The sequence below is a fragment of the Paroceanicella profunda genome (genome assembly GCF_005887635.2).
Lineage (GTDB): Bacteria > Pseudomonadota > Alphaproteobacteria > Rhodobacterales > Rhodobacteraceae > Paroceanicella > Paroceanicella profunda.
Window position 1 is genome coordinate 102,592 of record NZ_CP040820.1, and the last position, 15,013, is coordinate 117,604.

11 protein-coding genes are annotated in these 15,013 nt (G+C 69.1%); 7 read left to right on the plus strand and 4 right to left on the minus strand.

Annotated features, from left to right (window positions below; all coding sequences use genetic code 11):
- Window positions 1-92 precede the first annotated feature (92 nt).
- The 4 genes from FDP22_RS21180 (at window position 93) to FDP22_RS21195 (ending at window position 5,260) form a co-directional block, all read left to right on the plus strand.
- Window positions 93-1,247 (plus strand): mechanosensitive ion channel family protein, encoded by a 1,155-nt coding sequence (locus FDP22_RS21180; protein WP_138576169.1) that lies wholly within the window; start codon window positions 93-95, stop codon window positions 1,245-1,247.
- Window positions 1,248-1,327: 80 nt separating this feature from the next.
- Window positions 1,328-1,969, plus strand: a complete 642-nt coding sequence (locus tag FDP22_RS21185) for a hypothetical protein (protein ID WP_138576170.1) — start codon at window positions 1,328-1,330, stop codon at window positions 1,967-1,969.
- A 1-nt stretch (window position 1,970) separates the two neighbouring features.
- Window positions 1,971-3,872, plus strand: a complete 1,902-nt coding sequence (locus FDP22_RS21190) for a methyl-accepting chemotaxis protein (RefSeq protein ID WP_138576171.1) — start codon at window positions 1,971-1,973, stop codon at window positions 3,870-3,872.
- 146 nt (window positions 3,873-4,018) lie between these two features.
- Entirely contained in the window at window positions 4,019-5,260 is a 1,242-nt protein-coding gene (locus FDP22_RS21195; protein ID WP_138576172.1) for an MFS transporter, read from the plus strand.
- Between the two features lie 78 nt (window positions 5,261-5,338).
- Here FDP22_RS21195 and FDP22_RS21200 read toward each other — a convergent pair whose 3' ends face one another.
- The 4 genes from FDP22_RS21200 to FDP22_RS21215 all read right to left on the minus strand — a co-directional run bounded on the left by FDP22_RS21200 (window position 5,339) and on the right by FDP22_RS21215 (window position 10,469).
- Window positions 5,339-6,277 carry a pseudouridine-5'-phosphate glycosidase gene (locus FDP22_RS21200; RefSeq protein WP_138576173.1) on the minus strand — a complete coding sequence of 313 codons (939 nt, stop codon included), beginning with the start codon at window positions 6,275-6,277 and terminating at the stop codon, window positions 5,339-5,341.
- A gap of 17 nt (window positions 6,278-6,294) precedes the next feature.
- On the minus strand, window positions 6,295-7,401 hold the full coding sequence (locus FDP22_RS21205) for a carbohydrate kinase (RefSeq protein ID WP_138576174.1): 1,107 nt from the start codon (window positions 7,399-7,401) through the stop codon (window positions 6,295-6,297).
- 58 nt (window positions 7,402-7,459) lie between these two features.
- The gene (locus tag FDP22_RS21210) at window positions 7,460-9,508 is read right to left on the minus strand and encodes a sensor domain-containing protein (protein ID WP_170317826.1); all 2,049 of its coding nucleotides are present in this window, start codon (window positions 9,506-9,508) and stop codon (window positions 7,460-7,462) included.
- 247 nt (window positions 9,509-9,755) lie between these two features.
- Complete coding sequence (locus tag FDP22_RS21215; protein WP_138576176.1) at window positions 9,756-10,469, minus strand: hypothetical protein; 714 nt, start codon at window positions 10,467-10,469, stop codon at window positions 9,756-9,758.
- A 576-nt stretch (window positions 10,470-11,045) separates the two neighbouring features.
- Between FDP22_RS21215 and FDP22_RS21220 the strand changes: the two genes are divergently transcribed.
- From FDP22_RS21220 to FDP22_RS21230, 3 genes are all read left to right on the plus strand, one after another.
- Window positions 11,046-12,362: an AAA family ATPase gene (locus tag FDP22_RS21220; protein ID WP_138576177.1), complete on the plus strand. Its 1,317-nt coding sequence runs from the start codon at window positions 11,046-11,048 to the stop codon at window positions 12,360-12,362.
- Window positions 12,359-13,516 (plus strand): ParB/RepB/Spo0J family partition protein, encoded by a 1,158-nt coding sequence (locus tag FDP22_RS21225; RefSeq protein ID WP_138576178.1) that lies wholly within the window; start codon window positions 12,359-12,361, stop codon window positions 13,514-13,516. Before FDP22_RS21220 ends, FDP22_RS21225 begins: the two co-directional genes overlap by 4 nt.
- A 368-nt stretch (window positions 13,517-13,884) precedes the next feature.
- Entirely contained in the window at window positions 13,885-14,961 is a 1,077-nt protein-coding gene (locus FDP22_RS21230; RefSeq protein ID WP_138576179.1) for a helix-turn-helix domain-containing protein, read from the plus strand.
- Window positions 14,962-15,013: the final 52 nt, after the last annotated feature.

The window sequence follows — 15,013 nt, forward strand, 5'->3', positions numbered from 1 at the left end:
GACTCTGTCCGGACGCCCGGGCCGCCTGGCCCGGACAGCCCGCGCCGCGGCCCTGCCCCGGGGCCAGCGCGGGCCGCAGGACAGGGAGACGGATGATCACGCAAGCGAAGCTCTGGATGAGCCAATGGGTGCCCGCATGGGTTCTCGAAGTCACCCTCGTTCTGGTCGCCCTCGCCGTGGCATGGGTGCTGCATGCGCTGGTGATCCGCCTGCTCCTGAACGTGATCGAGGGTCATAACGGCTTCGTTTCCCACTCACTTCGCCGCCTGCGCAGCCCGTCGCGGCTGGCGGTTCTGTTCCTGACCATCGTGCTCATCCTGCCGGCGGCGAACCTTCCGCGGGACTGGCGGATGCTGTTCCAGCACGCCGCGCTGGTGATGCTGATCGTGCTCATCGGCTGGTCCGTCCACATCATCGTGAGCGTGCTGGCGGACCGGGCCTCCCGGCGCTACCGGCTCGACGACGAGGAAAACCTGATCGCGCGCAAGTTCCACACCCAGATCCGGGTTCTGGTGCAGTGCACGCGCATCCTGATCTTCCTTGTCACCGCCGCGGCCGTGCTGGTCACCTTCGATGACGTGCGCGAATGGGGGCTGAGCCTGCTGGCCTCCGCGGGGGCCGCCGGCATCGTGCTCGGCCTCGCGGCGCGCCCGGTGTTCGCGAACCTGATCGCCGGCATCCAGATCGCGCTCACCCAGCCCATCCGGCTGGAGGACGTGGTGATCGTGGAGGGCGAGTGGGGCTGGATCGAGGAGATCACCTCCACCTATGTCGTGGTGCGGATCTGGGACTGGCGGCGCCTCGTGGTTCCGCTGTCCTATTTCATCGAGAAACCCTTCCAGAACTGGACCCGGCGCAGCTCCAACATCATCGGCGCCGTGGTCTGGGAGGTGGATTACACCCTGCCCGTGGAGGAGATGCGCTCGAAGCTCGACGAATTCGCCAAGGAGAGCAAGCTCTGGGACGGAAACGTGCTGAACCTGCAGGTCATCGAGGCGAACGCCACCACGATGACCGTGCGCGCGCTGATGTCCGCGCGCAACGCCCCCCGCGTGTGGGACCTGCGCTGCGAGATCCGTGAGAAGATGATCGGCTGGCTGCAGGCCACCTACCCCGATTCCCTGCCCCGCCAGCGCACCGGCCTGCAGATGATGGAGACCTGGACCGGCCCCGTGCCGCCCGCGCCGCTGCCGGAGGGAGACATGCCCGGCATGCCCGGCGGCAAGGCGGGTGCCGCACCCCGCTGAGGAGCCGGCGCCCTGTTCCGATAACCTTTTCTACACGTGACAGGCGTAGGTGCTGTGTCGTTGTCACGAAAGGAACGAGAATGGGGCTCAGATTCACACCGGCACTCGCCGCACTCGCGCTTCTGGCGTCGGCGGGTCTTGCAGCGTCGCAGACAGCGGGGCGGGAGGCTCCGCCCGTCAGCGAAGCGCCCAGCGTCTCTCCCGTTGTCGAGGAGCAGTTGATCGACGACCTGCGCCAGATCGCCCGTGAGCAGATCGTCCTGCTCGCGATCGCGTCGCAGAACAACCATTACGGCCATCTGCAGGAGGCCGAGATCCTGAAACTCGACGAGCAGTGGAAGCGCGAACGCGAATCGAGCGTGAAGCCCCTGATCGCGATGACCCTGTCGAACCCGCTCTCGACCTTCCTCACCCGGCTGCAGGCGGGCTCCGAAGGCTTGTTCCGCAAGATCTGGGCAACGGATCAGAACGGTCTCAACGTCGGGCAGACCTTGCCGACGAATGATTTCTGGCAAGGGGATGAAGAGGAATTCACGCTTGCCTTCAACAGGGGGCCAGGCGGCGTTCAGGTTTTCGGGCCGAAGTGGAACGCCGAATTTCTCTACTGGTACACCACCGTCACCCTCACCGTGGCGGACGGAAGCAATACCGCCATCGGCGCCATGACCTTCGTGGTGAATCTCGAGGAATTCACCCGTCGGGCCGCATTGGGGATCATCTGACATGCTCAACAACCTCACGATGAAGCAGAAGTCCCTGGCGGCATTTCTCGTCATCGGTCTCGTCACCCTCTCCACCGGGGTCGTCAGCGTGATGAAGGCCCTCGAAGTCAGCAGCAGCGTCGAGGCGAACGTGAACGCGGCCCGCGTGAATGACAGCGCCCGCACGCTCGGCGAGAACGGCCGCGTGCTCGCCGCCACGCTGAAGTCCTTCGTGCTGTCCGGAGACAGGACCGACCTGTCGCATTTCATGGACGCCCGCGACAGTGTGAAACGGGACTACAACACCTTCGTGGCCGTTCTGGAGGAGGTGGGCGCAGAGAATCTGCGCGCGGCCGTGGACGGTATCGAAGCCGATGTCGAAGCCTGGCTCAGCCAGCACGCCGACACGGTCCTCCAGTTGATGACCGACCCCGAAACGGTGGACATGGCCCGCGCGGTGGAGGTCTCCGGCCAAGGCGACAGGCTCTCCGCCAAGATCCAGTCGGACATCGAGAGCCTGCTCTCGACCGTGAGGGCCTTCGTCGAACAGCAGCAGGCCCGGCAATCGAGTGCCATCGACTCCCTGATGATCGTGGCGATCGTCAGCGCGCTGCTGGTGACGACGATCTCCGTGAGCTTCGGCATCGTCAATGCCCGCCTGCTGGGCCAGATGTCGAAACGCATGGCCTCCATGGCCGATGGCGACGTCGAGATGGCCGAATCGGAATTGCTGCGCAAGGACGAGATCGGTGCCATGGCCCGCGCGGCCCAGGCATTCCGCGAGAAGGCCCAGGCGGCTGAGCAATCCGCGGCATCCCAGCGCGACGCCGAGGCGCGCAGCGAAGCCGAGCGCCAGCAGATGATGAACCGGCTTGACCGCAGCTTCGGCGACGTGGTTTCCGCGGCGGTGGAGGGCGATTTCTCCCATCGGATCAAGGACAGCTTCGACGATCCGGTTCTTGACCGCCTGGCCACCCGCATGAACGAGATGCTGCGCATCGTCGGCTCCGGCCTCGGCGAGACCGCCGAGATGTTGCAGGCCCTGGCCGAGGCCGACCTCACGCGGCGCATGTCGGGCGACTACCGCGGCGCCTTCGCCGAGTTGCGCGACAACGCCAATGAAACCGCGAACCGGCTCACCGAACTGGTCACCGGCATCCTGGACTCGTCGCGCTCGGCCAAGGTCGCGAGCGAGCGGATCTCCTCGGCCATGACCCAGCTTTCGGACCGCACCGTCACCCAGGCAGCTTCGCTGGAGGAAACCGCCGCGACGACCGAGGAGCTGTCCTCGACCGTGCGCAGCAATGCCGAGTCGCTCTCCGATGCGGAGGGTCTGGCCGTCGAGGTCACCCGCAAGTCCGAGGAGGGAGGTCGCACGGTCAAGGCAGCCACCGACGCGGTGCACCAGATCCAGCAGAGCTCGGAAAAGATCAATGAGATCATCTCCGTGATCGATTCGATCGCCTTCCAGACCAACCTGCTCGCCCTCAACGCGGCAGTCGAAGCCGCACGCGCCGGGGATGCAGGACGAGGCTTTGCTGTCGTGGCCTCCGAAGTGCGGACCCTTGCACAAAGGTCCTCCGAGGCCGCGCGCGAGATCAACGCCCTGATCGCCGAGAGCACGACAAAGGTCAGCGAAGGCGTTCGCATGGTGGGCGAGACGAACTCGGCCCTTGATGAGATCACCCGCGCGATCAGCACGTTGACCGAAACCGTCAAGGCCGTGAGCTTCGCCGGCAAGGAACAGGCCTCCGGCATCGAGGAGATCAACCGCGCCGTCAGCCACATGGACCAGCTCACGCAGGAGAATTCGGCGATGTCGGAACAATCCGCTTCCGCGGCCGGCGGCCTGCTGGAGCAGATGCGCGACCTGGAAGCCCTGGTCTCGCGCTTCCGCGTCGAGAAGATCCGCGCCGCCGCCTGAGCACGACAAGCGCGCCGCCGGGGCTGCGGTTGAACGCTCCGGTGGCCGCCCGGGCTTGACCCGGGCGACGCATCGGGCCAGAGCGGGTCACCCGCCTTGCCCCCGTAACTCCTCAAGGCGGATTCGGAACAACGGAGCTTCGCCTGGTGATACGTGCGCTGACCCCCGTCGCCCCGCTGTTGCTCGGCATCACCCTGCTGATGTTCGGCAGCAGCCTGCAGGGCCTGCTCCTGCCGCTCCGTGCCCAGATCGAGAATTTCGGTCAGCCGGAAATCGGCCTGCTGGGCTCCGCCTATTTTGTCGGCTTCACACTGGGGTGTTTTCGCGGGCCGCGGATCGTGCAGAATGTCGGCCACATCCGGGCGTTTGCCGCCATCGTCGCTCTCGCCTCCTGCGTGATCCTCGCCCACTCGCTGTTCGTTCTGCCGGCGATCTGGTGGCTGCTGCGCGGCGCGACCGGATTCTGCTTCGCGATTCTCTTCATGATCATCGAGAGCTGGCTGAACGAAAAATCCGACAACAGCTCCCGCGGTGCCGTCTTCTCCACCTACGCGATGATCGTGAACGGCGTCGGCACCCTGGGCCAGTTGACGGTTGCCACCTCCGATCCGCAGAGCTTCGAGATGTTTGCCGTCGGCTCGATCCTGATCTCCCTCGCCGCCGTGCCGGTGGCCCTGTCCCGGCGCGAGGCCCCGGCCCCGATCGCCGAGGTGCGCATCCGCCCGATGCGCATCTTCCGATTCTCGCCGGTCGGCTTCATCGGCTGCCTGGTGACCGGGCTCACCAACGGCGCCTTCGGCGCCCTGCTGGCAGTCTACGCGCTGAGGATGGGGTTCGACACTCTGGACATCGCTCTGCTCGCCGCGTCACCCGCCCTGGCAGCCGCCATCGTACAATGGCCGCTCGGGTGGCTGTCGGACAAGATAGATCGCCGAATCGTGCTGATCGGCGCTGCCGCCGCGGCCTGCCTGGCGGGCCTGTTCCTGAGCTTCCAGGGCGGCGGCAGCCCCACCGCCGTGTTCATCGGCGTCATCGCCTTCGGCTGCTTCAGCTTTCCGCTCTATGCCCTCGCCGTGGCGCATGCGAATGATTTCGCCGCTCCGGGAGAGATGGTCGAAACCGCCAGCGGCCTGCTGCTCATCTGGTCCCTCGGCGGCGTGGCTGGCCCGATCATCGCATCGGTGGCGATGTCGCAGGGCGGGGCCTCGGCGCTCTTCGTGTTCACCGCCGTCGCCCATGCCGGGCTGGCCGGCTACACCGGTTGGCGAATCACCCGGCGGGCCGCACCGGCCGCCGAGGATCGGGGGCGCTTCACCGAGGCGATGGTCGTCTCGCAGACGGTCGGGCCGGTGGAACTCACCGAACCCGAGGAGGCGCTGGAGGACTGATCCCGGCGCTGACAGGCAGTCGGCGATGCCTCTTCGGCCCGGGCCCGGACTCCCTGGCCCGGGCCGGGCGAGACCCGATCAGCCTGCGCGCAGCGTCTCACCGGCAACGGCGATTTCGGCGGCGAGCCGGGCATTGTTGCGCACGAGGCTGATGTTCGCGGCCAGGCTTCGCCCGCCGGAGACTTCGTTGATCCGCGCGAGGAGAAATGGCGTGACCGCCCTGCCCACGATGCCCTGCGCGGCGGCTTCGCCCACCGCCCGGGCGATGATCGTGTCGATGTACTCCGGCTCCAGCGCGTCGGCCTCGGGCACGGGATTGGCGATGAGCAGCCCGGTGCCGGAGCCCATGCGCCCATGCAGGGCGATCGCCGCGGCGATCTCCGCCGGGCTGTCGAGCCGATGATCCGCGTGCGCACCGCTCTCGCGGCTGAAGAAGGCGGGAAAGGCATCGGTGCCGTAGGCGATCACCGGCACCCGCGCGGTTTCGAGATATTCCAGTGTCTTGGGGATATCGAGGATCGACTTCACCCCTGCGCAGACCACCGCGACCGGGGTCGCTCCCAGCTCGCCGAGATCGGCCGAAATGTCGAACGTGTGCTCCGCCCCGCGGTGCACGCCGCCGATGCCGCCGGTGGCGAAAACGCCGATACCCGCCAGTGCTGCCACACGCATGGTGGCCGAAACCGTGGTGCCGGCGGTGGCCTTGCGCACCATCAGGGCCGCGAGGTCGCGCCCCGAGGCTTTCACCGCACTGTCGGCGCGCGCGAGGGCGGCCAGCGCGTCGGGGGAAAGCCCGGCCTTCAGCCGCCCCTCGATCAGCGCGATGGTGGCCGGAACCGCCCCCGCCGCGCGCACGACGGCCTCGACCGCCTGCGCCGTCTCCAGGTTCTGCGGCCAGGGCATGCCGTGGGTGATGATCGTGGATTCGAGGGCGACGACGGCGCGACCCGCGGAGAGCGCGGCGGCGACCTCCTCTCCGAGATCGGGCGTGAGCGGCGCGGGGGAAACGGATGCCATGGGGTGAACCTCCGGGGTCAGGACGCGGCAGCGGGAAGGCGGTCGAACCGGTCGGCCAGCCAGGTGGCGGAGAGGCCGTCGATCACGCTGCCGGGGCATTCCGTGGCGAGCGCGCCGAGCAGCGCCCCCACCCGGGCGGCCCCGGAAAGCGGGTCTCCGGCGAAAAGGCGGTACAGCGTGCCGGCGATCATCGCGTCGCCGGCCCCGGTGATGTCGACGGGGCGGGCCGGCACCGCAGGCAGCAGCCGCACACCGGAGGCATCGGCCACCGCAATGCCGCGCGGCCCGTCGGAGACCAGCGCCTGCGCGGCCCCGCGCGCGACGATGGCCGCCGCCGCGGCGCGCAGGCTGTCGGGCCGCGCGCCGAGCACGGCTCCCGCCTCGTCGAGATTGAGGAACATGAGGTCCACCCCCTCCAACACCTCGGGCAGGCGGCGGACCTTGTGGGTGGAGACCGCGTCGATGGCGAGGCGGAACCGCGCCCCGCGCGCCCGCGTGATCAGCCCGGCGAGGGTTTCGGCCGGCAGGTTGCAATCGCAGAACACCCGGTCGGCGCCGGCGAGATGCGGCCAGACCCGGGCGAGCGCGTCCGGGGTGAGCGTGTCGAAGATCGCCATGTCCGCGATGCCGAGCACGAGCTCGCCCGCGGCATCGAGGATGGCGGCGTATTCCGCGGTGGCCTGCCCTGCCCCGCGCTGCACCCGGCTTACGTCGACGCCACGGGCCTGCAGGTGATCGAGGATCTGCCGGCCACCCTCGTCATCGCCGACGGCCGTCACGAAGCTGGTCTGGACGCCGAGCGCTGCCAGAGTCTCGGCCACGTTGCGCGCCACGCCGCCGAAGCTGCGATGCCCCTCCACCGGGTTCGACGTGCCCGCGACCACCTCGCCGAGCGCGCGGTACTTGCGGTCCAGCACCGCCCCGCCGAGGCACACCGCGCGCCGCGGCCCGGGCAGCACGTAACCGCGCCCGAGGATGTAGCCCTTGCGGATGAGCGCGGAGACATGGGCGGCGACGGTGGAGCGGGCAAGGCCCAGCGTGTCGGCCAGCTCCTGCTGACCGGCGAAGGGGTTGCGGGAGATGCAGTCCAGCACCGCCGCTTCCTGTTGTCCGAGATCCGTCACCTGGCACCTCCGCGAAGCCCGAGTCGCGCCCGGAGGTGCCATACAAGTGTTGTACGCGTCAACTGATGTTGTCCGGCGCCCCCGGAGCGCCGGGCAGCACCGGGCGGCCGATCAGGTAGCCCTGCATCTCGTCGCACCCCTCGGCACGGATCACGGCAAGTTCGCTCTCGGTCTCGACACCTTCGGCCAGCACGTTGAGCCCGAGGCTGTGGCCGAGCGCCACCATGGCGCGCAGCACCGCGCGGGCCGGCGCGCTCTCGCCCACGCCTGCGATGAAGCTCCGGTCGATCTTGAGCTTGCCGAACACGAAGGACCGCAGCGTGCCGAAGGAGGAGAACCCCTTGCCGAAATCATCCAGCACGAAGGTGATGCCCATGCGCGAGATGGCCTCCATCTGGGCGATGGCGGCGCGGCGCTCCTCGATGAGGGCGCTTTCGGTGATCTCGAGTTCGAGGCGCGCGGCCGGAAGGCCGCTGTCGCGCAGCACCTCGGAGACCAGCGCCGGCAGCCGGCCGCTGGCGAACTGCAGGGGCGAGAGGTTCACAGCCACCCGCTGCCGCCCGGGCCAGAGCGCCGCCTGGCAGCAGGCGCGGCGCAACACCAGTTCGCCGAGCCGGTCGATCTCGCCGGTCCCCTCTGCGAGGGCAACGAAGTCACCGGGCGGAATCCGGCCCAGCACGGGATGGGTCCAGCGCGCCAGCGCCTCGAACCCGACCGCGACACCGCTCTGCACGCAGGCCTGAACCTGGAAGGCGAGGTCGATCTGCCCCCTGCGGATGGCCTCGCGCAGGTCGCGCGCAAGGGCGCGGCGGGCGCGGGAGGCCTCGTCCATCTGGGGATCGAAACGGCAGAGCAGCGGCGCGCCGGGTTCCTTCGCGCGGCGCATCGCCAGTTCGGCGTTGTTGAACAGCTGGTCGGGCGTGGCCCCGTGCTCCGGCGCGCAGGCGAGGCCGATGCTCACCCGCGGCGCCAGTTCCATCTCCAGCATCCGGATGGGACGGGCGAAGATCTCGCGCAGCCGGTCCAGCTCGCACTGCAACGCTTCCTCCCCCGCGTAGCGGCAGGTGACGGCGAATTCGTCCGCGCCGATGCGTGCCGCGCCCCGGGCCTCGCCGTCACCGCCGGCCAGGCGCTCGGCATAGACCGTCAGCAGGCGGTCGCCCACGCTGTGGCCGTGCAGGTCGTTGATCTCCTGGAAGCGGTCGATGTCGATGATGATGACCGCAAGCCCGGTGCCCTGCTCCTGCGCCCGGCTCATCTCGCGCTCCAGGCGCTCGGCATGGGCGAGGCGGTTCGGCAGCCCGGTGAGCACGTCGTGGCGCAGCATGTATTCCATATGCGCCTCCATCCGCTTCTGCTCGGCCACGCCCTCGTACATCGAGATCCAGGATCCGTCGGGCAGCACGGTGCGCGCAATCCTCCGGCCTGCGCCGAGATCGATGGCCCGCTCGATCGTGTCGCCCTGCGCGCGGGCGGCGGCGATCAGCTCGCGGTGGGCCCGGTAGATGCGCTCAACCCAGTCAGGATCATCGGCGTGGTTGAGCTGCCGCCCCAGTTCGCCGAGCAGGTCGCGCACATGCATGCCCGGCCACAGGGCCCATTCGGAGAGGGAGAATGTCTGGCAGAACGCGTCATTCGCCAGCAGCAGGCGCTCGGACGCGTCGAACACGGTGACCGGCCGGCGCATCTGCGACACCGCGGCGCCGAGCCGCCGGCCCAGCTCGGCCAGGGTCTCCACCTCAGACTGGCGGAAGCTCACGTCGCAGGCGACCTTGGTGAACCCCACCAGTTCGCCGTCCATCAGAACCTGGTCCATGCTGGCGATGACCCGGATGCGGCGGCCGTCCTTGCGCACCCGCCACCCCTCGGTGACGTAATGGCCGCTGCGGCGCGCAGCCTCCAGCGCGCGTTCCGGCGCGCCGGCCGCGCGATCCTCCGGCGTGAAGATGCGCGCGTAATGCTTGCCCAGCATCTCCTCCCGCGTGTAGCCTTTGAGTTGCTCCGCGCCGGTATTCCAGCGCAGGACGCGGCCTTGCGTGTCCAGCATCGCGATCGAGTAGTCGGAGATCGAATCGATCAGCAGCTGGTCGATGCGGTCAGGGGTCAACGGCGTATACGAAGACATGGACATGGTAGCTGGTCGCCTCCGGAACGCTCGGACGATGGCTCGGGCTGGCGACGGGACGCTGGCTACTCATCGGTTTCAAAACACTCTGGTGAAATAACAAAATTGATCGTGTGGATCCCGCACCCGGAACCGCTGTTGCGCCCGCACGGATTCAATCACCGCATCGCACGCATTTCACACCATAGATGCACCGGTATGCCAGTCAATCGCGCTGATCATTGATCAATCATACGGAGCTGTCCGGGGCGTCGGCCGCGAGCACCCGCAGTCGGGAAATTTCGGGGGCAAGGCTGCGCACCACGGCGAGGATCTGCCCCGCGAGATGGGTCTCCACATATCCGGCAACGAACCCGTTCGGCGCGTGCAGCAGCAGGATGTCGCCCGCCTGCCCGGCGCCGCTCAGCCGGGCATACCAGGCGCGGGAGCGGGCGGGGTCGATCTCGGCCAGCCGCGCCCGCGCATCCGCCCAGAGACCGGGCGGTTCGGCAAGGGTCGGAGGTCGGCCGCGTTCCGGGAATGGCACCACGGTGGGCGCCTCCTCCTCCGCCGCATCGGTGCCGGTGAGCCTCTCGACGAGGTCCGGGCCGACCGCCTCCCAGGACGGGCGCGTGTCAACCAGGATCGCCTCCAGCCCGAGGCCGTAGACGGTGACGCGCCCGCGCACCGCCGGCAGGTGCACGACGATCCACCCCATGGCGCGGAGCTTGGACATCTCGCGTTTGACCGTGCGCTCATCAACATGCCAGAGCCGGGCGATGTCCGCCCGCCCGATGCTCAGCCGGTCGGTGGCCCAGTTGTAGCGCGCCGTGATGAGGGCGATCAGCCGCAGCGCGAGGCGCTGCTGCGACGACGGGCCCGAGAGCGCATGGCTCGCCAGTGCGCTCAGGAGATCGTACTTCCGGGACGCTGCTCCACGTCCGACTGCGCGTCCGGCAATCATGCGCGGCGCCCCCTGCTGGCCCCGGCCCTGCGCCCGGTGCGATACTGCTCGATGCGCCGGCTTGCGCGCCGGTCTGCTGCCCGTGGGGTTGCGGCAGGCAACGCTTTTCTCCGGACGTTGGCAATTTACGTCCAGTTCGGGCGGTACTGTCAAGTCCTGGTGCGGAAACTGCCGCTTTGCAGCCTCAATCAAAAAGATAATTTGAGGTGAACAGGTTAAGGGGGACAGCCTGTGTGACCCCCCAATGGCCGATCTTGTCCCCCCATGTCTGGGGGATCACCCTGTCACGTCCCCCATATGCGGCGCCGATCCGGGGCGCCGGCCTGGCCCGGATCGGCGAATCGCCCGCGGGCGAACTGTGGCCCGCAACGGCCTGTCCCGGCTTTGTTTTGCTGGGGCGCGGCGCGTCATGGAGCGATGGTATTCGCTTTTGCATTTTCGTGCAAATCAACGTAGTTTCGGGATCGGCAGGAATTTGCGTCCGATGCGGATGGCAGATCAACAAGACCAGACTGGACAACCATACAGGACCGACGCCTGTCTTCCCCGCGGGGAAGGTGGCTGGAAGGAGAGCCGATGTACACTCATGAAGACCTTGCGGCGCTGCAGGCGCAGTCCCTGCGGATGCAGAGCTGGATCCGCAAGCAGACATTCTCGCCCGAGATGGAGAAGACGTTGCGGCGCTTTTCCTCCTGGGAGGTGGCGGAGCTGATCCTGAAGGTGAACCAGTCCACCTTCCGCGGGCGGCTGGCAGCCGACCCCTCGCTGCCCGACGGCGAGGTGGAGGAGGAGGGCCGCCAGCGCTGGTATTCGCTCGACGAGATCAACGAGCTGCGCCGCCGCGTGAAGGTGAACCGCCAGTCGCTGCTGCCCTACCGGCCGGCGGGCAAGCGGGCGATCCGCGCGGCCATCGCCAACTTCAAGGGAGGCGCGGGCAAGTCCACCGTCGCGCTGCACTTCGCCCATGCCGCGGCGCTGGACGGCTACCGCGTGCTGCTGATCGACTTCGACCCGCAGGCCACGCTCTCCCACGCCATGGGCATGACGGATGTGGATGAGGACCACACGGTCTGGGGCATCATGGCGCGGGACCTGGTGCGCGAGACCGACCGGATGAACGCGGCCTCCGTGGGGGCGGAGAGCGGTACCGCCCTGCCCCGCCGGCAGCTGCCCGCCTCCATCCGGGATCTGGGCCTGTCCGGGCTGCGCGCCACGGACTTCATCAAGCCCACCTCCTGGTCGACGATCGACATCATTCCCTCCTGCGCGAACGCGGCCTTCGTGGAGTTCGCCTCGGCGCAATATCGGCACCTTAACCCGGACTGGTCGTTCTTCGCCTGCGTGGCCCGCTATCTGGAAGGCATTCCGGATGACGCCTATGACCTCATCCTGTTCGACTGCCCGCCGGCCATCGGCTACCAGTCGATGAACGCGGTCTTCGCGGCCGACATGCTCTACATCCCCTCGGGCCCCGGCTACTGGGAATACGATTCCACCACCAGTTTCATCGGCCAGCTCGCCGAGGCGCTGGAGGACCTGGCCGCGGGTTTCGCCACCTTCCCCGCGGGGAAGGTGGCCCTCCCCAAGGCATTCCTGGAATTGCGGTTCCTGCTCACCCGTTACGAGCCCGGCAGCGAGCTGCACCGGGCGATGCGCGACGCGTTCCGCAAGGTGTTCGGCGCGCATGTGACGGAGCACCCGATCGAGCTCACCCGCGCCGTGGAACAGTCCGGCCGCTTCCTGTGCTCGGTCTACGAGATCGACTACCGCGATATGACCCGCGAAACCTGGCGGCGCGCCCGCGCCACCTTCGACCAGGCCTACGGTGAATTCCGGGCGTCCCTCTGTTCCGCCTGGGACAAGCTGGATGCGGATCGGGAAGACGCGGCATGAGCCGGAAGCGCAGGGTATTCCACATCGATCTTCCCGATGAGCCGGATGAAACCTTCCCCGCGGGGAAGGCGGAGCCGGAAGCCGCGGCGCCGGTCGAACCAGTGCCGGAACCCGAGCTTGAGCCGCAGGTGAGTGCCCCGCCGCGGCGCGGCCCGATGGCCAGCGCGGTGCGCGAGACGGCCGAGGCACTGGTGGAGCGGCGCGGCCAGGAGGCGAAGATCCGCGCCGAGAATGACGCGCTGGCCGCCGAGCATGTGCGCCTGAAACGCGCCGGGCTGATCACCGATCTCGTGCCGCTGGAGGCGATCGGGGTGTCCAAGCTGATGCGCGACAGGCGGCCGGGCCCGGACGCGGACCTGGAGGAGTTGAAGGAGAGCATCCGCGCCGTGGGCCTCTCCAACCCGATCCGGGTGGAGCAGGGCGAGGACGGTGGCTTCGAGCTGATCCAGGGCTATCGCCGACTGTCCGCCTATCGCGCGTTGCTGGAGGAAACCGGCGACGAGGCCTGGGCGCGCATTCCCGCCGGTTTCGTGCCGCGGGGCGAGGAGCTTCCGGCGCTGTACCGGCGCATGGTGGACGAGAACATGGTGCGCAAGGACATCTCCTTCGCGGAGATGGCCGAGCTCGCGCGCGCCTATGCCGCCGACCCGCGCAACGGGGTGGAGGACGTGGACGCCGCCGTGCCGGTGCTGTTCCGCTCCGCCTCCTACCAGAAGCGCAGCTACATCCGCGCCTTTGCGCAACTGCTGGACCTGCTCGGCGATGCGCTGCACCACCCGGACGCGATTCCGCGCAGCCTGGGCCTGGCGCTGCGCAAGCGCATCGAGGAGGTGGACGGCGTGGTCGGCGCCCTGCGAAGGGAGCTGGGCCGGCTGGGAGACTGCACTGCGGAGGATGAGCTGGCGGTCCTGCGCCGATACGCCTCCGGCGGGGCGGAGCCGGTGCCGGACTTCCCCGCGGGGAAGGTCGTGAAGGGCGGCGCGGTGCCGCGCCCGGCACGCACCACGTTCCGGCTCGAACTGCCCGAAGGCGAGGCGCGGTGCACCGCCTCGCGCGGGCGGCTGGAGCTGCGTCTGGACCGGGACTTCTCGGAAGTGGAACGCCGTCGGCTGGAGGCCGCGGTGGCCGCGTTCTTCCGCACGCTGGACGCCTGACACCGCGACACCTTCCCCGCGGGGAAGGTGTCGCCACTGTGTGGGATCGGTCGGCGGAGGCCGCGCCAACGGGGCCAACCGCACCAATCGCGCAAACCTTGCGCCCCACGCGAATTGCGCCGGCCGGGCAAGCCGCGGCCGAGCGGGCGAGGGCGGCGGCAGGGCAGGGTGATGCCGCAGCGCGGGGGGTGGATCTCGCGATGGCGCGCCCATGTTCCGCTCCCGCCTTGCGGGGGCGCCCCGCACGTGATGGATTTCGCGCTGGCGGGCCGGGGCAATCCGGGGTAGAAGATCGAAACCCATGAGTGCCGCGCATTAGTAATATATATTGCGCGTTAACAGGCCTTCAGTTCTGGGACACCGTAGCTATGCCGAAACCCGAGGATCCGCACCTCTCGCCCTATGACACCGCTCCGGAGGAACAGGACCTGTGGTTCCTGCCCGGGGCCGAGACGGAGGATCCGCGGCCGGACCAGGGCGCGTCGGCGCTGCCCTGGGACACGGCGGACCGCAGGCCGTTGCTCGACCCGGCGGACTGGCTGAAGGCCGAACGGGAGGAGGGCCGGGCGCTCACGGCCGCGGCGGTGGCCTTCGCGCGTCTGGACGAACGGCTGCGCGCCGGGCCCGAGGGGCTGGTGCGGCGGCTCGCGCTGATGGACATCTCTGACCTGCTCTGGTCCGAGGGCGTGCGCATCGCGCCCGAGCGCCTGGCGCTTTACGTGCACCTGCGCGCCGGGGCACCGGCGGAGGGGGACCGGGAGCTGGCGCTGGCCGGCTGGGCCTTCCGCAGGCTGCTCGGCGGGCCGGGGCCGCTGGACGGGCTGCAGGCGTTTCTCGGGCGGCGGCCGGCGCCTGCGGACGGTTTGCTGGACTTCAGCCAGCGCCCCGTCGGCCTCGCCTTCGACGGGCTGGCGGAGGACTGGCGTTCCGTGCTCGGCCAGGCCGGGGCGCTGCACCCGATCAGCCGGGCCGGCTGCGCCTTCGCGGCCTGGCGGCTGTTCGGCCTCTCCGGCGCCGGGGCGGTGCTGGAGCCGGCGGTGGTGGCCGCGCGGCTCGGCGGCGCGGGCAGGGCGCTTCCCTTCCTGCCGCTGGCCATCGGCGAGCGCAACGCGTTGCGGGCCGGCGGGGGCAGCCCGGCCGAGCGGCTGCAGGGCTGGTATCGCGGCATCGAGACCGCCTGCCTGCGCGGCTACATGGAGCTGGACCGGCTCGCGGACTGGGAGCAGCGGGCCACCGCCGCGCTGGCCGACCTGTCGGGGCGCACGCCGCCCGCGCTGGTCGCGGCCCTGCTCGCCGCGCCGGTGCTTTCGGCGGAGATGGCGGCGGCGACGGTCGGGGTGTCCTTCTCCGCCGCGGCGCGCAATCTCGCGCTCTTCGAGGAGCGCGGCCTGGTGCGCGAGGTCACCGGGCAGGAGCGGTTCCGCTTCTGGACGGTGCTGGCCTGAGGGCCGCGATCACAACTTCCGGCGATATGTTGACCCTTTTGCTCGGGCTCTG